General features: G+C 63.2%; 13 protein-coding genes. 10 read left to right on the forward strand and 3 right to left on the reverse strand.

Annotated features, from left to right (window positions below):
- Positions 1 to 293: 293 nt before the first annotated feature.
- The 4 genes from N2605_RS07785 (at position 294) to N2605_RS07800 (ending at position 9,500) form a co-directional block, all read left to right on the forward strand.
- Complete coding sequence (locus tag N2605_RS07785) at positions 294 to 3,623, forward strand: AAA family ATPase (protein ID WP_260346235.1); 3,330 nt, start codon at positions 294 to 296, stop codon at positions 3,621 to 3,623.
- A 316-nt stretch (positions 3,624 to 3,939) separates the two neighbouring features.
- Positions 3,940 to 5,220 (forward strand): HlyD family secretion protein, encoded by a 1,281-nt coding sequence (locus tag N2605_RS07790; protein ID WP_225112145.1) that lies wholly within the window; start codon positions 3,940 to 3,942, stop codon positions 5,218 to 5,220.
- A gap of 12 nt (positions 5,221 to 5,232) precedes the next feature.
- Positions 5,233 to 7,425: a glycosyltransferase gene (locus N2605_RS07795; protein ID WP_260346236.1), complete on the forward strand. Its 2,193-nt coding sequence runs from the start codon at positions 5,233 to 5,235 to the stop codon at positions 7,423 to 7,425.
- Between the two features lie 170 nt (positions 7,426 to 7,595).
- On the forward strand, positions 7,596 to 9,500 hold the full coding sequence (locus tag N2605_RS07800) for a diguanylate cyclase domain-containing protein (protein ID WP_260346237.1): 1,905 nt from the start codon (positions 7,596 to 7,598) through the stop codon (positions 9,498 to 9,500).
- Between the two features lie 31 nt (positions 9,501 to 9,531).
- Here the strand turns inward: N2605_RS07800 and N2605_RS07805 are convergent, their stop codons facing one another.
- On the reverse strand, positions 9,532 to 10,755 hold the full coding sequence (locus tag N2605_RS07805) for a polyhydroxyalkanoate depolymerase (protein WP_081492994.1): 1,224 nt from the start codon (positions 10,753 to 10,755) through the stop codon (positions 9,532 to 9,534).
- Positions 10,756 to 10,919: 164 nt separating this feature from the next.
- Here N2605_RS07805 and N2605_RS07810 point away from each other — a divergent pair, with 164 nt between their 5' ends.
- A complete protein-coding gene (locus N2605_RS07810; protein ID WP_036013147.1) occupies positions 10,920 to 11,576 on the forward strand; it encodes a glutathione S-transferase family protein in 657 nt (218 codons plus the stop codon).
- A gap of 279 nt (positions 11,577 to 11,855) precedes the next feature.
- Here N2605_RS07810 and N2605_RS07815 read toward each other — a convergent pair whose 3' ends face one another.
- On the reverse strand, positions 11,856 to 12,080 hold the full coding sequence (locus tag N2605_RS07815) for a hypothetical protein (protein ID WP_036028537.1): 225 nt from the start codon (positions 12,078 to 12,080) through the stop codon (positions 11,856 to 11,858).
- A gap of 183 nt (positions 12,081 to 12,263) precedes the next feature.
- Here N2605_RS07815 and N2605_RS07820 point away from each other — a divergent pair, with 183 nt between their 5' ends.
- Complete coding sequence (locus N2605_RS07820; RefSeq protein ID WP_036028535.1) at positions 12,264 to 12,620, forward strand: hypothetical protein; 357 nt, start codon at positions 12,264 to 12,266, stop codon at positions 12,618 to 12,620.
- 9 nt (positions 12,621 to 12,629) lie between these two features.
- Here N2605_RS07820 and N2605_RS07825 read toward each other — a convergent pair whose 3' ends face one another.
- Positions 12,630 to 13,733 (reverse strand): mandelate racemase/muconate lactonizing enzyme family protein, encoded by a 1,104-nt coding sequence (locus N2605_RS07825; protein ID WP_260346238.1) that lies wholly within the window; start codon positions 13,731 to 13,733, stop codon positions 12,630 to 12,632.
- A gap of 172 nt (positions 13,734 to 13,905) precedes the next feature.
- Here N2605_RS07825 and N2605_RS07830 point away from each other — a divergent pair, with 172 nt between their 5' ends.
- The 4 genes from N2605_RS07830 (at position 13,906) to N2605_RS07845 (ending at position 18,178) form a co-directional block, all read left to right on the forward strand.
- On the forward strand, positions 13,906 to 14,739 hold the full coding sequence (locus N2605_RS07830; RefSeq protein ID WP_225155324.1) for an AraC family transcriptional regulator: 834 nt from the start codon (positions 13,906 to 13,908) through the stop codon (positions 14,737 to 14,739).
- 136 nt (positions 14,740 to 14,875) lie between these two features.
- Complete coding sequence (locus N2605_RS07835) at positions 14,876 to 15,802, forward strand: SMP-30/gluconolactonase/LRE family protein (RefSeq protein ID WP_260346239.1); 927 nt, start codon at positions 14,876 to 14,878, stop codon at positions 15,800 to 15,802.
- 119 nt (positions 15,803 to 15,921) lie between these two features.
- A complete protein-coding gene (locus N2605_RS07840; protein ID WP_036028531.1) occupies positions 15,922 to 16,515 on the forward strand; it encodes a GNAT family N-acetyltransferase in 594 nt (197 codons plus the stop codon).
- Positions 16,516 to 16,531: 16 nt separating this feature from the next.
- Positions 16,532 to 18,178, forward strand: a complete 1,647-nt coding sequence (locus N2605_RS07845) for a GMC family oxidoreductase (RefSeq protein ID WP_260346240.1) — start codon at positions 16,532 to 16,534, stop codon at positions 18,176 to 18,178.
- Positions 18,179 to 19,257 lie beyond the last annotated feature (1,079 nt).

Here is a 19,257-nt window from a genome sequence, read left to right on the forward strand (position 1 = left end):
AGGAGCTGCGGTCGCGAAAAATATCCGCTTGGCACAAGCCTCAGTTTCTGGTTCGGAACGACTGCGACGAGACTCATCGCAACCTCTGCCGTCCAATGCTGCGTGCCGACGATGTTTAGGTGCGAAGCCGTTCGCCTCGCGCAGCTCACTGGTTCAATGCGATATCGGGATTGAGAAGCCTAGGTGGTCGCGCAACAAACATGACGTGCCATAATGGTAACGTTGGTATATTGTCCGCGCGCGCCGTGGTCCAAAACTTCTGCTAACCGCTAACCACACGATCGGTGGAGCCAATGCAGATTGCGGAGTGGCTCGAGAAGCTGGGGCTTGCGCAATACGCGGAGCGCTTTGCCCAAAATGGGATCGACATAGGCGTCCTTCCCGAACTGATGGATGAGGACTTCGATAAGCTCGGAGTCCTGCTCGGCCATCGCCGCAAGATGCTGCGTGCTATCGCTGACCTCGATCCGGCCGCGTTGATCGCATCTCCCGCTCCTCCTCAGGACGCCGAGCGGCGGCATCTCACGGTCATGTTTTGCGATCTGGTCGGCTCGACTGCGCTCTCGGCGCGTCTCGATCCCGAGGATATGTGGGAGGTGATCCGGGCCTATCGCGCTGCCTGCGCGAGCGTGGTTGCTGCTTACGATGGCAGGATAGCCAGATTTGTCGGTGACGGAATACTCGTCTATTTCGGCTATCCGCGCGCCCACGAAGATGATGCCGAGCGCGCGGTGCGCGCCGGCCTCGACATGATCTCCGCGATACGCCAGCTCAAGACAGGGACCGACGAACGAGCTGAACTGCGGATCGCAATTGCGACCGGACTTGTGGTGGTCGGCGACCTCATCAGCGGAGATGCGTCGGAGGAGCACGCAACCATCGGCGACACACCAAACCTCGCCGCCCGGCTCCAGAGCCTGGCGGAGCCGGGGGTCGTCGTCGTTGCTTCATCGACGCGCCGGCTGCTTGGCGATCTGTTCTCCCTGCGCAATCTCGGCCGTCGGGAGGTCAAGGGAATGGCAGACCCCATCGCGGTCTGGGAGGTGGAAGGCGCGACCGCATCCGAGAGTCGCTTCGAGGCAGTCCGTGCCGCGCGCTCGATCGGCTTTGTCGGCCGCAAGAACGAGATCGAGTTCATCCTCTCGCGCCAGCGGGAGGCATGGCAGGGGCGGGGCCAGTTCGTATTGATTTCCGGCGAAGCGGGCATCGGCAAGTCGCGTATTGTAGCAACGCTGTCGGAAAGCCCCTCGTTGGGGTTGCACCGTCGCGTGCGATATCAGTGTTCGCCTTACCACACCAACAGTGCGCTTCATCCCTTCGTCGCGCAGCTCGAGCGCGCCGCCGGAATTCGCTCGCACGACACGCCGGATGAAAAACTCGGCAAGCTCGAGGCAATGCTCGCAATAGCAACCCAGCAGGTCGCCCGGGCAACACCGCTCATTGCGGCTCTGCTTTCGATTCCCACCGGCGACCATTGCCCGCCCCTCGGCTTGAGCCCGGCGCAGCAGCGGCGGCAGACATTTGCTGCCCTTCTCGATCAGCTTGAGGGACTGGCGCGAGGCCAGCCGCTGCTGATCATCTGCGAGGATATGCATTGGGCCGATGCCACGACACTTGAACTGTTCGATCTCGCGGTCGATCGGATCAGGGGACTGCCGATACTCGTGCTCTTGACGTCCCGGCCGGAGTTCGAGCCCTCCTGGTCGGGCCTTGCCAACGTCAGTCTGTTGCGGCTCGACCGGCTCGATCGGCAGGACACGCGCGCGCTCGTCGAGCAGATTGTCGTCGGTCGCCAGCTGCCACGCGAGATGATGGAGCAGATCATCGACAAGACCGATGGCATTCCGCTATTCGTCGAGGAATTGACCAAGATGGTGCTGGAGTCCGGGCTGCTCGTTGAGGATGCCGGGCGCTACCGCCTGACGAATCCGCTGCCGCCGCTTGCTATCCCTGCGACGCTGCAGGATTCGCTGATGGCGCGGCTTGATCGGCTCGCTCCGGTCAAGGAGGTGGCCCAGATAGGAGCCGCCATTGGCCGCGACTTCTCGTACGCGCTGCTGAAAACCGTGGCGGGACGCGACGATCTGACGCTGGGCGCGGCGCTGGGACAACTTGAAGAGGCCGAACTGCTGCTGCGTCGTGGGACACCGCCCGAAGCAAATTACAGTTTCAAGCATGCCCTTGTTCAAGAAGCGGCCTACGAGAGCCTGCTCAAGAGCAAACGGCAGGTGCTTCACACACGGATTGGCGATGTCCTGCGCGACAAGTTTCCAATCGTCGCCGAGACCGAGCCGGAAGTTCTCGCGCACCACTTCACCGAGGCGGGGCTGAGCGAGATCGCCCTCGAATGGTGGCGCAAGGCGGGCCAGCAGGCGTTGAAACGCTCGGCCTATTCCGAGGCGATCGCGCATCTCGGCAAGGCCATCGCGATCGCCGATCAATTGCCTGGCGAGCCCCACCGCATGATGAGCAGGCTGCATCTTCAAATCGCATATGGCCGTGCCTTGCGGGGCAGCCTCGGCCACAGTGCTCCGGAAACGGTCGCCGCATGGACGCGCGCGCGACAATTCGGAACCGGTATCGATGATCCCGTTGAACTTGCGCCGGTCCATTCCGGCCTCTTCAATGCCTGCCTGACCCATGGCGAACTTGCTCCGATGCGGGAGCTGGCGGATGCCATCAGGAGCGCCGCTGAGCGACGGCCGGACTCGCCGGTGGCCGCCGTCGTGGCCCATTGGACTGGGGGCGTGACCTGCTGGTTCGCCGGCGAGTATTTGAACGCGCGTACGCATCTTGAGCGGGCGCTGGCGATCTATCGGGCCGAACCGGATCCCGCGACCTTCAGGGCGTCGGCGCTGGATCTCCCGTTCGTGATCATGCGATTTCTCGCTTTGGTGCTCTGGCCGCTCGGCGACATCGCTCGTGCGCGCAAGCTCGCCGCGGAAGCGGTGGGTACTCCGGGAGAAAAACGGGCGCTGTCCCAGGCCAATGCGTTGGTTCATCGCGCGGTGTTCGACGGAGTATGCGGGGGCATGTTGCAGCAGACAGAGACGATCCTGGCGCTCGGTCTCGCACGCGCCCACACGATGCCGCTGTACGTGGCCGCCGGCACCTACCTGAACGGCCTCGCCAAGTGGCGTGCAGGAGACCGAATGACCGGACTGGCGGACATGCGTCACGGCTGGACCTTCCTGCACGAGAACGATTGCTACCTCTGCGAACCGTTCTGGGGGATGCATGTCGCCCTGGCGATTGCAGATTTAGGCGACGTCGAGACCGGGCTGGAAATCCTGGACGAATTGATCGCCGGGACGGGACAATCCGGCCAGCATTGGCTTGATGCCGAGCTGCATCGTGTCCGCGGTAAACTCTTATCGCGCCATAATCCTTCGGACGAATCCAGTGCCGAAGACGCCATCAAGCGGGCGCTGGACATCGCACAACATCAGCAGACCAAGACCTTTGAGCTGCGCAGCGCTCTTGAACTTGCACGCCTGTACAAGACAAATGGCCGAGCGCGTACGCTATCCGAAGTGCTTGCGCCCGTGGTCGCTCAATTCGAGGCGGAGCATGGACTTCCCGAATTCGCGGAAGCGAAAGAGCTGCTTAGGAATGGGCGTTAGCCGCGCCGCCATTCGATCAGTACAAGTGCCGCGCCGACTTCAAGCCAGAATAGGTCGGCATCTTGTTCTCGATTCCCGAGCCGTAGTTCTCCGGTTTTGACACGTCTTAACCTGCTGTGGTGAAAGCTAGATATGCTTCTCGTGGTTGCGAGGGGGAGTCTGCTGCGGCGGCGAATCCTGATTTCGGCAAGCAGCTGTTGTCGGATTGCTCATTGTCTCAAGGCGCAGGCTTCATGCCAACACCTGGGCCATGCGGTGATAGGCTTGCCTTCGCAAGGGCAGGCGGAGCGACCAAAGCCCATTTGGAGATCCAGTCGTGGTTCGCCTGCATGTCGAACGTTTCATTCGCAGCCGGATCGCTCGGCGGTCCCTGGCGCTCGGGATCATCGCTCTCAGCGGATGGGCCCTGTTGCCGTATGTGACCTACCGAATCGCGCCCTCCGCCTATGTCAATGCCGAGCTCATGCGGGTGACTGCGCCGATGGCGGGTCAGCTCTCGTCAGATCTTCCCCGCAAGGGCGAATATTTCGAGCACACCCGGATGGTGCCGCTGGTCGAGGCGCGTTCGCCGGATCGCCGGCACCTCATGGACCTTGATCAGCAGCTGGCCATGTCCACCAAACGCGCCGAGCTCGCACGCCGGCAACTCGAGGAAATCGCCGAGCTCGATCGCAAGCTCCGCGAGCGAAGCGAGGACTATCGTTCGGGGATGGTAGCGCGCCTGCGCCACGAGATAGGTGAAACGGAAGTTGAAAAAGGCGGCTGTCTCGCTGAGGCGCGGCAGCGGAACGATGTCGCGGGCCGGATGGAGAGGCTCGTGAAGCTCGGCATCAGTTCGCAGATCCGCTCCGGTGAGGCCCAGGCCTCGCAGGAGGCAACCGCAACGCGGTGCCAGATGGCCGATGAACGCCTGCGGCGCCTCAAGACGGAATTGGGGGCGGCCGACAAGGGCATTTATCTTCGTGGCGATGCCAACGACGTGCCCTATTCTCAGCAGCAGCGCGAGCGGCTTGTCCTCCGCCGCCAGGAGCTCGAGACAGACCTGTTGCAGAACAGCTCACGTGCCGCGCAGTTGGCCGCGGAAATTGCAGAGGAACGCACTCGACTTGATCGTCTCGATCACTACGATCTGTCCTTGCCCGCAGCCCATGTGGTCTGGTCGGTCGCGGCCAGCCCCGGCTCGATGGTCACGGAAGGGCAGTCGGTCTTCGATTTCGCAGATTGCAAACGCCGGTTTATCGTCGTTGAACTACCCGAGCGCGATTTCGAGAAGATCAAGGCTGGAGATGCGGCTACCGTCCGTCTGATTGGGAGTCGCGAATGGAAGAGCGGCCAGATCCGGCAGGTCCGCGGATCGGCCGCGTACGGCGATGATCGGCTGCTTGCGGCTCGGGTGCCGCGGCCTGATCCGGGCAACATTACCATTGAGATATCGCTTCCGCCCAATGAGACGTCGGCCGACCGCAACGGCTCCTGCGATATCGGACGATTGGCTGAGGTGCGCTTCGAGCGCAGAGCCGACGGCCTGCTACGATTGGTCAGCTCGAAGTTGAAATGGCTGACCGCTCGCCTGGAACTCGACCAATCGCTCCTGTGAGCGAGATGGTCCATGCAAGCCATGACTCTGCCTCTCTCTCAGCTGTTCGCGCCGATGCTGGGCATCTTTGCTGCGATGTATCTGTTGGCGCCGACCTTTCCGGTCGCGCGCCCTTGGGCGCGTCTTGCGGTCTTTGTTGTGGTTTGGCTTGTGGTGGCCCACTATCTCGAATGGCGTATTTTCACCACAGTGCTGCCGGCAAGCGGGACCTGGTATCAGGTCGGCTGGATCTGGTTCTGTCTGTTCGTCGAGCTTCTGACTTTCACAGATCAGTTCATTCTCTATCTGACGTTCCTTCGCAGGACCGATCGCCGAAGCGAAGCAGATCAGCACGAGCGTCGGCTTCGCAGCCTGCCGGATGATGAGCTGCCCTCGGTCGACGTCTTTATTCCGACCTACGACGAGCCATTCGAGGTGCTGGAAAAGACGATCACCGGCGCGCTGTGCCTGGACTATCCGAACGTCCAGGTGTGGGTCTTGGATGATGGTCGCAGGCCTTGGCTCAGGGCACTCTGCATGCAAAAGGGCGCCGGCTATCTCACGCGCGCCGACAATTTGAATGCCAAGGCCGGCAATATCAATCATGCCCTGACCAAGACGAGCGGCGAGTTCTTCGCGATCTTTGATGCGGATTTCGTGCCGCAGCGCAATTTCCTGATGCGCACGATGGGCTTCTTCGCTGATCCAAAGGTCGGAATCGTTCAGATCCCGCACGCCTTCTACAATGAGGACCCGATGCAGGCGAATCTCGGCCTGCACAGGGGATTGCCGGACGAGCAACGGTTCTTCTTCGATTCCATCATGCCCGCGCGCGACGGCTGGGATGGTGCCTTTTGTTGTGGTTCCAACTCCGTCACGCGTCGCGCAGCACTCCGCGCGGTAGGCGATGCCTTGCCGACCCAGTCCATTACGGAAGACATCCTGCTGACGCTCGTCCTGCTGCGCAAGGGATACGTCACCCGCTATCTCTGCGAACCGCTGGCGATTGGACTGGCGCCGGAAAGCCTTGATGCCTTTTTCGTGCAGCGGCAACGCTGGGCGCGTGGCGCGATTCAGACGCTGTACCTCGCCGCCGGTCCGCTCGGCCCCGGACTGGGCTTGATGCATCGGCTCCTCTTCTTTCCGACGCATTGGCTCTCATTGGGCTTGCGGGCGCTCATGGTCGTGGTGGTTCCGATCGTGTTCATGTGGACCGGCTTGGCGCCTGTCGTCGATGTCACCCCCGAATCGGTGTTCTACTACTTGTTCCCCGCGATCCTGGCGCTCAACGGCGGCATCTCCTGGTTCGCGCCGCACGTGCATTTTCCGCTCGCCGCTCAGGTGTCGGCGACGATCCAGAGCTTCAAGATATTGCCGACGGTGCTGGGGACTCTCGTCAAGCCGGCGGGACATGCGTTCAGGGTGACGCCGAAGGGCGCTGCCGCGCGGCGCGCAAGTTACGCTGCGGAGATATTCTGGCCGTCGGCGGTCTTGATGGCGTTGACGGTTGTCGGTGTGGTTCTGAACACGATCCCGGAATGGCGCATCATCGATCATCCGGCCGCTCTACCGATGGTTGCCTTCTGGTCGGTCGTGAACATCGTCGTGCTTTTCTTCGTCTGCATGACCTCGCTGCAGGCGCGGATGGGACGTACCGAGGAGCGTTTCGACATCGACGAAACTATCTTGATCCAGACCGTGACCGGCGAGCAGCTTTCTGGACGCGTGAGCAACATCTCCCTCTCTGGCGCCGGCGTTCTGCTTGGCTCCGGTATTGACTTTCCTCGCGCCGGAGAACCGCTGCGCGTGCACATCATGCAGGTCGGATGGGTCGATGCGGTGATTGCGCAACAAAGGGGCCGGCTCATCGGGGTGCAGTTCAAATTGCCGCAGTCGCTTGAACGAGACCTGCTGATCCGCAAGCTCTTTACCGTCGCCCGTCTGAAGCGGAAAGGTGTCGTCGCGTGCTCGGTGAATAGGGCGATGCTTAAGAACATCTGGTTGATGGCCGCACCGTTGCCCCACATTGTTGCAGGCGGCGCGAAGCCCGCGTCGGTCTCGCCGACCGAGCGTCTGCCGGCAGAGAGCATGGTCATTCGGCCTCAACCGCGGACAGACGATTTTGCACTTCTTGCCGGAGCTCGAAGCCTGCATCCGACGAGTTTTACTGAACCTGGCTTTGGCCGAGTGGCCGGCACAGTAATCGAAGCCGTCGCGCCGAGTTGATTGCTGTGTTGTCCTTCTCGCCGGACCAGTCCATGCGCTATCGATCGACGGTCAAGCCGCTCATCGATGCCGTCAATCTCCTTCCGGTGTTCTCCCAAAATCACAAGCGGAACGAGCAACCATCCTTTAGCCCAAGGCGTTTACGGGGTTGAGGGTGCAGGGAGCATCTCTTGATCGATCACCGCAGCGATCTTCGGAAGGGGCGTCTGACGCTCTGGGCCTCCGCATTCGTGGCGGTCGCTTGCTTGGCGATTGTCGCGCTCAGCGGCTGGCGGGAGTGGTCCCAGCGACAGACGCTGCTGAAGGGCTCCGAAACAGACGTGGCCAATCTGGCCCGGTCGGTGACGCAACACGCGGAAGATACGTTCGAACTCGCGGACACCGTTCTCAATGTGGTGGTCGGCCAACTCGAACTCGAGGGGACCAGCCCGGCGGCGATCGCGAAGATTCAGACCTTTCTTTCCCGGCGCAAAGCCGCGAACCGGATTCGAGCTGTGTTCGTCTATGACGAGACCGGCCGCTGGCTCGCAACCAGCGAGCCCGTGGATTTCGCCGGCCTCAACAACAGCGACCGGGAGTATTTCCAGTATCATCGCGCCGTGGCTGAGCGAGGAACCTTCATTGGGGGTCCAGTGAGGAGCAGATCGGGGGGGCAATGGATCATCACAGCGTCAAGGCGCTTCGATCATCCTGACGGCAGTTTTGCCGGAGTGGCTCTTACCACGATCGATGTCGACTATTTTTTGCAATTCTATCGCGGATTCGACGTTGGCCAGAACGGCTCAATTGCACTGGCGACCGCGAAGGGCGTTGTCCTCGCGCGTAGCCCGGACAACGGATATACGGGGCGCGATCTGTCGAATGCACCGCTTTTTAGGAATTTCCGCGAGCGGCCAAGTGCGGACGTCTACTACTTCACGTCGCCTCTCGACGGCGTTCGGCGTCTGAGCTTTTATCAACTCAGCAGTCGCTACCCTGTTGTCGTGGTTGCGACGGAATCGGAAGACGACGTCTTGGCCCCCTGGCGCAAAGCGGCGCTGACGCGCGTGGCTGCGGTGCTGGGACTGATAGGAGGGCTCGCTGTTGCGGGGGTTTGGCTGGTGCGCCAGTTGCACATGCGGCAGAAGATGGCCGCTGCTCTGATCGCCAAGGAGGCGGATTTTCGTCTCCTCGCGGAGCAGTCGGGAGACATGGTCATGCGTATAGCGGTCGATGGACGGATTCTCTATACGTCGCCGTCCAGCGCGCGAGTCCTTGGCTGGGCTCCGAACGAATTGGTGGATACGTCGGCCCTCGCCGGCATAAATCCGGCGGATCTGGCGCGGGTTGAGGAGACGATCTCCGCGTTGATGAACGGCGAAGCCGAGGAGGCGAGAATCACTTATCGCACTCGGCATCGCGAGAAAGGCGAGGTCTGGATCGAAACCGCGCTGCGCGTCGCCAGGAGTGCGCAGAGTGGAGACATCAACGGCGTGGTGGCGATCTCGCGCGACATGACCGAACGTAAGGACCTGGAAGATAAGCTGGCGGCTCTCGCCAGTTCGGATGGCCTGACGGACTTGGCAAACCGCAGACACTTCGACGAGCGGCTAGAGGCGGAATGGGACCGAGCCAGGCGCGAAGGAAGGCCTCTGTCACTGTTGCTGATGGATGTCGATCATTTCAAGAGTTTCAATGATCAGTACGGGCATCAGGCGGGCGATGCATGTCTCCGCTCGGTCGCCGGGGTCCTGGCAGAACAGGCCCGGCGGCCAGCAGACTTGGCCGCTCGGTATGGTGGTGAGGAATTCGCCTTGCTGCTACCAAATACGGACACGGGAGGGTGCGAGCAGGTCGGCGAGCGAATCCGGCAAGCGATTCAAGACCTCGGCATCCTGCACGCGCTCAACCCGCCATCCAAGCAGGTCACCCTCAGTATTGGTGGCGCCACACATATGTCGTTCGGCGATAATGCTGATTTCACGTCGTTGATAGCGGCCGCGGATAAGGCGCTCTACGCCGCCAAGGAGAGCGGGCGCAACCGCCTTGTGATGTCAGGGCAAATCATCGCGTGGCCCAGCGCGATACGAGCTTGAAGAGTAGCTCTCGTGCGCCCCGGCGTGCGCCTCACGAATTCACGTGCACGAAATCCCGCAGCAGCGGATAGATCTCGTTGTTCCAGCGCTTGCCGGAGAACACGCCGTAATGGCCGACGCCGGCCTGCATGTGGTGGACGCGGCGATAGGCGCGTACGCCGGTGCAGAGGTCCTGGGCGGCGAGCGTCTGGCCGATCGAGCAGATGTCGTCCTTCTCGCCCTCGACCGTCATCAGCCCCATGCGGCTGACCGCCCTGGTGTTCACCGGACGGCCGCGATGCATCAGCTTGCCTTGCGGCAGGAGATGCTCCTGGAACACGTCGCGCACGGTCTCGATGTAGAATTCGGCCGGCAGATCCATCACGGCGAAATATTCGTCGTAGAAGGTCTTGATCGTCGCGGCCTTCTCCTTCTCGCCCTTGGCAATGTGGTTGGCGAGGTCGAGATGCTGCTTGATGTGGCGCTCGAGATTCATCGAGACGAAGGCGGTGAGCTGCACGAAGCCGGGATAGACCTTGCGCAGAGCGCCGCGGCACTGCACCGGCACGTAGTTGATCAGATTGCGCTCGAACCATTCGATCGGCTTGCTCTTGGCGAATTCGTTGACCCTGGTCGGCTGGATCCGTGTGTCGATCGGGCCGGCCATCAGCGTCAGCGTCGCCGGGCGCGAGGGATGGTTGTCCTCGCACATGATCGCGGCGGCCGCCAGCGCGGAGACGGACGGCTGGCAGATCGCCACCATGTGCGGGCGCGGCCCCAGTTGCCCGAGGAAATCGATCAGGTGCTCGGTGTAGTCGTCGAGCCCGAAGCGGCCCTCGCTGCGCGGGATGTCGCGCGGATTGTGCCAGTCGGTGATGTAGACGTCGTGGTCCTGCAGCAGCGTCTTCACGGTGCCGCGCAGGAGCGTGGCAAAGTGTCCGGACATCGGCGCAACCAGCAGCATGCGCGGCTGCTCGGCCACGCCGTGTTTCCTGAAGTGCAGCAGCGAGCCGAACGGCGTCGCGTAGGCGATCTCCTCGCTGACCGCGACGTCGCGGTTGCCCACCATGACGCTGTCGATGCCGTAGGCGGGACGGTCATAGGTGAGGGTGGAGCGCGAGATCAGCTCCAGCGCGGCCGAAAGCCGGCCGACCACTTGGTCCGATGAGCCCTGAGGCACCAGATTGAGGAATTTGAGTGCGGACGAAGCCCCCGCGCGCCATGGCGCCGTCAGGTCCATGTGGTTCTGAAAAGCCTGATAATACATCGACATCATACTGAAGCGCCCACTTGCCTCCTGTCGTGATGCAATATCGAAGCCAGACGGGAGCCGGACCGCCCGGAAAATTGGCATGTCGCTTGCTGCGCCCCGTCGGGTCGGCACAGATCACGGGCACGCACGCGCGGCGGTGCGTTGCCCAGGCGTGAGGGAAGGGCTCTATGGCGAAGGCGACACTGACCATCAGCAGCAAGAACTACTCGTCCTGGTCGCTGCGTGGCTGGCTGCTGACGAAATTCTCCGGGCTCGATTTCGAGGAGATCGTCACCGCGCCGGACGATCCGTCGGCGCGTGCGGAGATCCTGCTGCTGTCGTCCTCGATCCTGGTGCCGTGCCTGCGGCACGAGAGCGCCGTGGTCTGGGACACGCTGGCGATTGCCGAATATCTCAACGAGGTCATGCCGGACGCCGGCCTGTTGCCGGCCGACCGCATCCAGCGCGCCCATTGCCGCTCGATCTCGGGCGAAATCCATTCCGGCTTCACCACGCTGCGCGCCTCGCTGCCGGTCAACCTGAAGGGGCACTTTCCCGGCTTCAAGATCTGGTCGCGGGCGCAGGCCGATATCGACCGGGTCTGGTTCATCTGGCGCGACTGCCTGGAGAAATCGGGCGGTCCCTTCCTGTTTGGCGAGAAGCGCACCATGGCGGATGCGATGTACGCTCCCGTCGTAACGCGCTTCGTGACCTATGACGTCAAGCTCGCACCGCCGCTCAAGGCCTATGCCGACACCATCATGGCCATGCCCGAGATGCAGGAATGGGTCGCGGCGGCGAAGGAGGAGCCGGCCGAGATCGAGGAGCTCGAGGTCGAGTATTAGGCAGGCGTTGCACGGCCTGCCTGTTTCGAGGGCGGCGGCCGTCCGCTGCGGAACGCAGCGCTATGCCTTTGCAACAATTAACCTTTGGACCCGGTGACAGGCGCCTGCGATCCGGCCGGCTGCGCAGATATTGTGCGCCCCTGCCGGACCGCAGCGAGATCTAGCCGTGAACAGGTGCGTACAAGGCGCTTCGGCTGATTCGGACGTGATTCGTTCGGGCCGCGTTCCGAAGGTTAAAGCGCAGCGCGGCCCCGTCGCATTTTGAAACAGACACCGCCTTCAGGCGGCCCCGCGCTGCTTCAGGCGCGGCAGGCGCCAGCCGATCACGGTTGCTTCCACCGCAATCCCGGCCTCGTGGTTTTGCCAGCGTCCTTCGACATAGCGGCAGGCGAACGGCAGTTGATACGTCCCGCTGTGATCCTCGCACAGCACTTCAAGTGGCAGGCCCGGCGGTGGTTCTCCGGCGCCGTCGAATTCCGCCAAACGTCTATCGCGCGTTGCCATTCCGAAAATCTCCCCTAAACAAAGCCGCGGAGAGCGCCCACTTCTCCCGCATGCGGTTCACTGCTCCCCGTCCCAGGGGAACGGGCCCGAGCTCAACGCGAGAATGCGGTGCGAGTGTGGTAGCCTCACGCTGCAGCGCGCAAACAGCGCACATTGATGTGATCGACTGGCCGAGGAACTTTCATGCTGCTTCGAAACGCCGGAATTTGTTTCGCAATGTTGCTGCTCGCCACGCTGGCGCCTCTGCCGGTGCTCGCGCAGGACGTGCCCGGCATCGAGATCTGCACGGTCGAGAAAACCATGGAGCGCCGCACCAGCTGCCTCCAGAGCAATGTCGACTTCCTGCAGAAGACGATCACCAAGCTCAGCCTCGACCATCAGCAAAAGCTGGATGTTGCCAATCGCCAGATCGATGCGCTGAAGACAGCCATCGCCGGCCTGCAGAAGACGCTTCTCGATCTCCAGGCCGCGCAGGCGAAGACCACTGAGGATCTGAAGAAGAAGCAGGACGCGCCGCCGGCGAAGGATGCTGCGAAATAGGCGCGTCGATCACGCGACGCGATATCGCTCCATCACGCCACGATCGGGCTCGTAGCCGAGCCCGGGACCCGCCGGCACCGCGACATGGCCGCTTGCATCGACATCGGCGCGGCCGTCCCAGAGGCAGGCTTCGCGCTTTAAATAGAACATCTCGACCAGCCCGTCGTCGCGCGTCGCGAGCAGATGCAGCGTCGCCAGCAGGCCCGGGCCAAAGTAAGGCGAGTGCGGCACGATCCTGATGCCGAGCCGATCGGCCAAGCCTGCGACCTTCAGGAATTCCGTGATGCCGCCGACCTTGATGACTGACGGCTGGGCGTGGCTGACCGCGCCCGCTTCCATCATCTGGCGGAATTGATATTCGGTGCAGGCATTCTCGCCGGCGGCAATTCCGAGCCCGCTCTTGCTGCGCACCTCGGCAAGCGTGGCGAAGTCTTCCGGCGGCCAGACCGGCTCTTCCAGGAACATCGGCTGCGCGTCGCGGCATGTCGCCGCGAACGCGATCGCCTGGTCCCCGGTCAGCGGGCAGTTCATGTCGACCATCAGTGGAATCCTCGGACCGATCGCTTCGCGCGCGGCAAGCACCGCAGGCGTCGTGGTCTCGTGCAGCTTGATCGCGCCATAGCCGAGCGCGAGCGCCTTCCTGCATTCGGCGGCGATGTTGTCGGGCGAGCCGATCCGGAGCAGGCTCGCGTAAGCCGGGATCGCCGTGCGCCTGATCTCGCCCAGCAGGCGGTGCAGCGGCACGCCCGCGACCTTCGCGGCGAGGTCCCACAATGCGATATCGAGCCCGGAGATCGCGAACATGGTGATGCCGTAGCGGCCGAACAGATGCAAATTGCGCTGGATCTGCTCCATCACGGCGGGGATGCCGGCCGCATCGGGCACCTCCAGCCCGCGGGCCTGCGGTGCGATCATCTCCTCGACGGCGCTGCGCGTCGTGCGCGGGCAGACATAGGCGAAAGCATCGCCCCAGCCGGTCAGCCCGGCATCGGTCGTGACCTCGACGAGGACCATGTCGAGTGCGGTGATGGCGGACGCGCCCTGGCGGAAGCTCGCGACACCGGCATCATAGGGGATGCGGATATGGTGCGCCCGCACATCGGTGATTTCCATGACCCGGTTCCTCTTTCTCGTGAGCGGTTTCGGCGAGTGTAGCCACGAACACCGGGGCGTTGCCAGCTTCCATTGACCGGCTATCCTCATGCAAACGACAGCAATGCCGATCAAGCAAAGTGATGCCGATCGGCGCATCATCACCGCGCTTCGAACGAGAGCCTGAACCGCCATGAATCCAGCCCAGCGCGCGCTCTGGTATATCGAGAGCCATCTGGCCGAGCCGATGACGCTCGACGAGATCGCTGCGATCTCGGGCGTGTCGCGGTTCCACATTGTGCGTGCGTTTGCCGCAGCCGTCGGTCTGCCGGTGATGCGCTACGTGCGCGCGCGGCGGCTGACGGAGGCGGCGCGCAGTCTGGCAAAGGGCGCACCTGACATCCTGTCGCTGGCACTGGAGGCGGATTACGGCTCGCACGAAGCTTTCACCCGCGCGTTCCGCGACCAATTCGGCACCACGCCCGAAGCGGTGAGGGCGGCAGCGTGCGTCAACCAGCTCAGGCTACAGGAGCCGATCCTCATGGATTCCACCATGCTCGACCATCTTGCCCCACCGCGTTTCGAGACCGCAAAGGCCTTCCTCGTCGCCGGTTGCGCCGAGCGCATCTCCTGCGACAACGGTGCCATGATCCCTGGTCTGTGGCAGCGCTTCAATCAGGAGGTCGCCGACATCCCCGCGCGGGTCGGTCACGTCGCCTACGGCGTCTGCTGCAACGGCGATGATGCCGGCAATTTCGATTACATTGCCGGCGTCGAGGTCGCCGATTTCTCCGACCTGCCGCGCCGCTTCGGTCGCATCCGCATTCCGGAGCAGCGCTATGCGGTGTTCACGCACAAGGATCACGTCGCCTCGATCCGGCGCACCGTCAACACGATCTGGAATCAATGGCTGCCGGCGTCTGGCCTGAAAGCCGCGGACGCGCCGAACTTCGAGCGTTATGACGAAAAATTCGATCCCGCGACCGGCAACGGCGGCTTCGAAATCTGGATACCGGTCAGAGAATAACACGCAACGCTGGCATACCGTCCCGCTTGCTTGGCAAGCTCCGGCGACTTTGCCATAACCGCAGGCAAATCTTGCCTGCGGGGGCCCGTGCCGGACATCCCGCGCAAGCCATAACAAGCCGCCGGGAGGGTCTCCAATGTCCAACGTCCGCGTTCTCGCCACCGACCTCGAATTTCCCGAAGGGCCGGTCGTGATGCCGGACGGCTCGGTCGTGCTGGTGGAGATCCGCGGCCAGCGCCTGACGCGTGTCTATCCCGACGGCCGCAAGGAGATCGTGGCGAAGATTCCCGGCGGCCCGAATGGCGCCGCGCTCGGGCCCGACGGCAAGATCTACATCTGCAACAATGGCGGCTTCTCCTGGATTCCGGCCGGCAAGATGATCATGCCGGGTCCGCAGCCGGACGATTATCTCGGCGGCGCGATCCAGCGCGTCGATCTGCAGTCCGGCAAGGTCGAGACCGTCGTGACCAAATGTGGCGCGCACGATCTGCGCGGGCCGAACGACCTCGTCTTCGACAAGCACGGCGGCCTCTGGTTCTCCGACCTCGGCAAGCGGCGTGCGCGCGAGATGGATGTCGGCGGCATGTATTACCTCAAGCCCGGCATGAGCGAGATCGTCGAAATCGTGCATGGCGTATTGCCGGCGAACGGCATCGGCCTGTCGCCGGACGAGAATACGGTCTACATCGCGGAGACGCCGACCGGGCGGCTTTGGGCCTATGAGCTCTCGGCGCCGGGCACGCTCAAGCCGCGCGATCCGATCTATCGCGGCGAGCGCGGCCAGCCGATCTGCGGCCTTGGCGGCTACCAGATGTTCGACTCGCTCGCGGTGGAAGCGAACGGCAATGTCTGTGTCGCCACGCTCGTCTCCGGCTGCATCTCGGTGATCGCGCCCGACGGCACCCTGGTGGAACAGGTTCCGACCGGCGACCGCGTCACCACCAACATCGCCTTCGGCGGCCCCGAGCTGAAGACCGCCTATATCACGCTGTCGGGCAAGGGCGAGCTGATCGCCATGGACTGGCCGCGCGGCGGATTGCCGTTGAATTTTCTGAACAAGTGACAATCGCGTAAAACGCGATTGTCATCCCGGGGCTATGCGGAGCATAGAACCCGGGATCTCGAGATTCCGGGTTCGGCTCTTCAAGCCGCCCCAGAATGACAATCATAAGGAACGATAGAATGCCCTGGCCCGATCCCATCACCCTGCGCGGACAGCATGCCCGTCTCGAGCCGCTGTCGCATGACCATCGCGAAGGGCTGGTCGAGGCGGTCAAGGACGGCGAGCTGTCGAAGCTGTGGTACACCGCAATCCCGCTGCCGGAGGACATGGGCAAGGAGATCGACCGCCGCTTAGGCCTGCAGGCCGCGGGCTCGATGCTGCCCTTCACCGTGTTCGATGCCGGCGGCAAGATCGTCGGCATGACCACCTACATGAACATCGATGCCACCAACCGCCGCGTCGAGATCGGCTCGACCTGGTATGGCAAGAGCGCGCAGCGCGGCCCGCTCAACACGCAGTGCAAGCTGCTGCTGCTGCGCCATGCCTTCGAGACGCTGAACTGCATCGCGGTCGAGTTCCGCACGCACTTCTTCAACCACCAGAGCCGCCGCGCCATCGAGCGCCTGGGCGCCAAGCAGGACGGTATCCTGCGCAGCCACCAGATCGCGCCGAACGGCACCTTGCGCGATACTGTCGTCTACAGCATCACCGCCGCTGAATGGCCGACGGTGCAGGCCCATCTCGAATTCCAACTCAACGACAAGCCGCGCTAGGGGCGGCCGAGGGACCATGGATAGATTTGATTATGTGATCGTAGGCGCGGGCTCCGCCGGTTGCGTGCTCACCAGCCGGCTCAGCGAGGACCCCAACACCTCCGTTTGCGTGCTCGAGGCGGGCCCGTCCGACTGGCACCCCTACATCCATCTGCCGGCCGGCTTCATCAAGACCTTCCACATGAAGAGCATCAACTGGGCCTATCAGCAGGAGCCCGGTCCGTGGACCGGCGGGCGCAGCATCTATGCGCCGCGCGGCAAGACGCTGGGCGGCTCGTCCTCGATCAACGGCCACATCTACAATCGCGGCCAGCGCATGGATTTCGACACCTGGGCGCAGATGGGCAATCGCGGCTGGGGCTATGCCGACGTGCTGCCCTATTTCCGCCGACTGGAGAAGCGGATCGGCGAGGGCGAGGAGATCTATCGCGGCCGCGACGGCAACCTCATCGTCACCACCATGAACTGGCGCGATCCGCTCTGCGAGGCCTTCATGGAAGGCGCGGTCTCGCTCGGCATTCCCCGCAATCCCGATTACAACGGCAAGACCCAGGAAGGCGTCTCCTACTGCCAGCGCACCATCAACAACGGCCTGCGCGTCTCCGGCGCCACCGCATTCCTCAAGCCGGCGATGAAGCGGCCCAACGTGCATGTGCACACCCATGCGCACGCGACCGAGATCATCTTCGAGGGCAAGCGCGCCGTCGGCGTGCGCTACATGAAGGGCGGCCGCGGCGGCCATGCTGTCGAAGTGCGCGCCAACAAGGAGGTGATCCTCTCCGGCGGCAGCTATAACTCGCCGCAGCTGCTGCAGCTCTCCGGCATCGGCTCGCCGGACCTATTGCAGCAGCACGGCATTGCCGTGCGTCACGCGCTACCGGTCGGCGAAGGCCTGCAGGACCATTACGCCCCGCGCACGGTGGCGCGCGTCAAGGACATCAAGACCATCAACGAGCTCCGCCGCGGCTTCTCGCTGTGGATCGAGGCGTTGAAATGGGCGACCCAGCGCAAGGGCCTGCTGTCGCTGTCGCCGACCATGGTCTATTGCTTCTGGCATTCCGGCGAGAGCGCCGAGAGCTCCGACCTGCAGCTCACCTTCACGCCGGCTTCTTACAAAGAAGGCGTGCAGGGCCAGCTCGAGGACGAGCCCGGCATGACGGTGGCGTCCTGGCAGCAGCGTCCCGAGAGCCGCGGCTATGTCCGCATCCGCTCATCCGATCCGTTCGCGCCGCCTGTTATCCAGACCAATTATCTCGACGCCGAGCTCGACCGCCGCGTCATCGTCGGCGGCATGAAGCTCGCACGCAAATTGCTGAAGTCCGCGCCGCTGTCGCCCTATTACGCCTACGAGGATTTCCCCGGCCCCAACGTCAACACCGACGACGAATTCTTGCACGCCGCCACCGAGCGCGGCACCACCACCTTCCACCCCGGCTGCACCTGCCGCATGGGCCCGGCGGACTCGACGTGGGCGGTCGTCGACGACCAGCTCCGCGTCCACGGCCTCGAAGGCCTCCGCGTCATTGACGCCTCCGTCATGCCGCGCATGATCTCGGCGAATTTGAATGCGTCGACGATGATGATCGCCGACCGCGCCTCCGACCTCATCCGCGGTAAGCAGCCGCTGGAAGCCGCAAGGATTCCGGACGCAGCGGTGGCGTGATATCTTCGTAGGGTGGGTTAGCCAGCGGCGGCGCGAAGCGCGGCCGTAGGCGTAACCCACCGCTTCTTTCGATGTGAAAACGAGCCGTGGCGGATTACGCCTTCGGCCAATCCGCCCTATGCGCTTCACCGATAGGCAAAACGCCAAATGCCCCAATCCGGCGCTGAGCGGCAATCCGTTGGCCAGATTGCCTTCTGCGGCGTCGTCTTTCTCTGCACCGCTATTCCGCTCGGTCTGCTGCTCCGCGTGGGCTGGCGCGATTGGACCCTCCTTGCCGGCCTCTGGGCGATAATGTACTTCATGGGCGGAGTAGGATGGTTTCCACGGCGCACACCAGTTCAAAAGGCCTTCTCATATGGTCTGCTCGTAGGCACGGTGCTGCCGGCGCTGGAGTGGGCGGCGACGCTTCACGGCCCGTAGCCCGTCGGGCAAAACACCCCGTCACCCCGTCAACCCCTCTCCATAAAAATATTCCGCTTTACCGAAATTCGGAATTGCGGCATAGATCGAAACAGCCCGGCTCACGAAAGAGGGGCGGTTCGCGAGTCGTTCGAAACGCGGGCCGGGTTGCGGTGGACGCGGCAGCGTCGGCACGAAAGGGTAGCGGGCAGGGCGGGTAGTCCCTGTGAGCCCGAGGCCCCGTGCAGACGAACGGCGCTGAAGTCCGGCGAAGCCTCTTGGCGAAGCCGGATGAGCTGCGTACGGCAAAACCGTGTGGTCCTGGCCGTCGTTGCTACGGTCAAGCCCTTTTGCGGAGATGCGCGCGAGCCCAACCGGGCAGACGGCATCGTCAATTCGCGGGGCGAGGGAGGCCAGAAGGAATTCGGCTCCCGGGAGAGCACGGCATAAGCCGTCCGACCATCGCGCAGGGAAGGCCGAGTGATCGGCGACACCTGTATGCTGCTGTGCGGTTTCTCTGCGTGTGCTTTTCGCGCAGCGGACCGCGGGTGCCCGTCGGCACCCGGTCTTCCCTGCGCCCTCTTTCTTTTGGCGCGACGGAATGAAGCAAAGCTCGGGGGAGATGAGCCGCGAGGCTGCGAAGGTGTGTCTGCAAATTGAATTGCCAGCGGAGAACGACG

The sequence above is a fragment of the Bradyrhizobium yuanmingense genome, from assembly GCF_025200905.1.
GTDB classification, from domain to species: Bacteria; Pseudomonadota; Alphaproteobacteria; order Rhizobiales; family Xanthobacteraceae; genus Bradyrhizobium; species Bradyrhizobium yuanmingense.

Excerpts from the sequence above, each read along its gene's own strand:
- N2605_RS07785 (WP_260346235.1), top strand. The coding sequence starts at position 294 with ATGCAGATTGCGGAGTGGCTCGAGAAGCTGGGGCTTGCGCAATACGCG.
- N2605_RS07795 (WP_260346236.1), top strand. The coding sequence starts at position 5,233 with ATGCAAGCCATGACTCTGCCTCTCTCTCAGCTGTTCGCGCCGATGCTG.
- N2605_RS07805 (WP_081492994.1), bottom strand. The coding sequence starts at position 10,755 with ATGATGTCGATGTATTATCAGGCTTTTCAGAACCACATGGACCTGACG.
- N2605_RS07810 (WP_036013147.1), top strand. The coding sequence starts at position 10,920 with ATGGCGAAGGCGACACTGACCATCAGCAGCAAGAACTACTCGTCCTGG.
- N2605_RS07815 (WP_036028537.1), bottom strand. The coding sequence starts at position 12,080 with ATGGCAACGCGCGATAGACGTTTGGCGGAATTCGACGGCGCCGGAGAA.
- N2605_RS07820 (WP_036028535.1), top strand. The coding sequence starts at position 12,264 with ATGCTGCTTCGAAACGCCGGAATTTGTTTCGCAATGTTGCTGCTCGCC.
- N2605_RS07825 (WP_260346238.1), bottom strand. The coding sequence starts at position 13,733 with ATGGAAATCACCGATGTGCGGGCGCACCATATCCGCATCCCCTATGAT.
- N2605_RS07830 (WP_225155324.1), top strand. The coding sequence starts at position 13,906 with ATGAATCCAGCCCAGCGCGCGCTCTGGTATATCGAGAGCCATCTGGCC.
- N2605_RS07835 (WP_260346239.1), top strand. The coding sequence starts at position 14,876 with ATGTCCAACGTCCGCGTTCTCGCCACCGACCTCGAATTTCCCGAAGGG.
- N2605_RS07840 (WP_036028531.1), top strand. The coding sequence starts at position 15,922 with ATGCCCTGGCCCGATCCCATCACCCTGCGCGGACAGCATGCCCGTCTC.
- N2605_RS07845 (WP_260346240.1), top strand. The coding sequence starts at position 16,532 with ATGGATAGATTTGATTATGTGATCGTAGGCGCGGGCTCCGCCGGTTGC.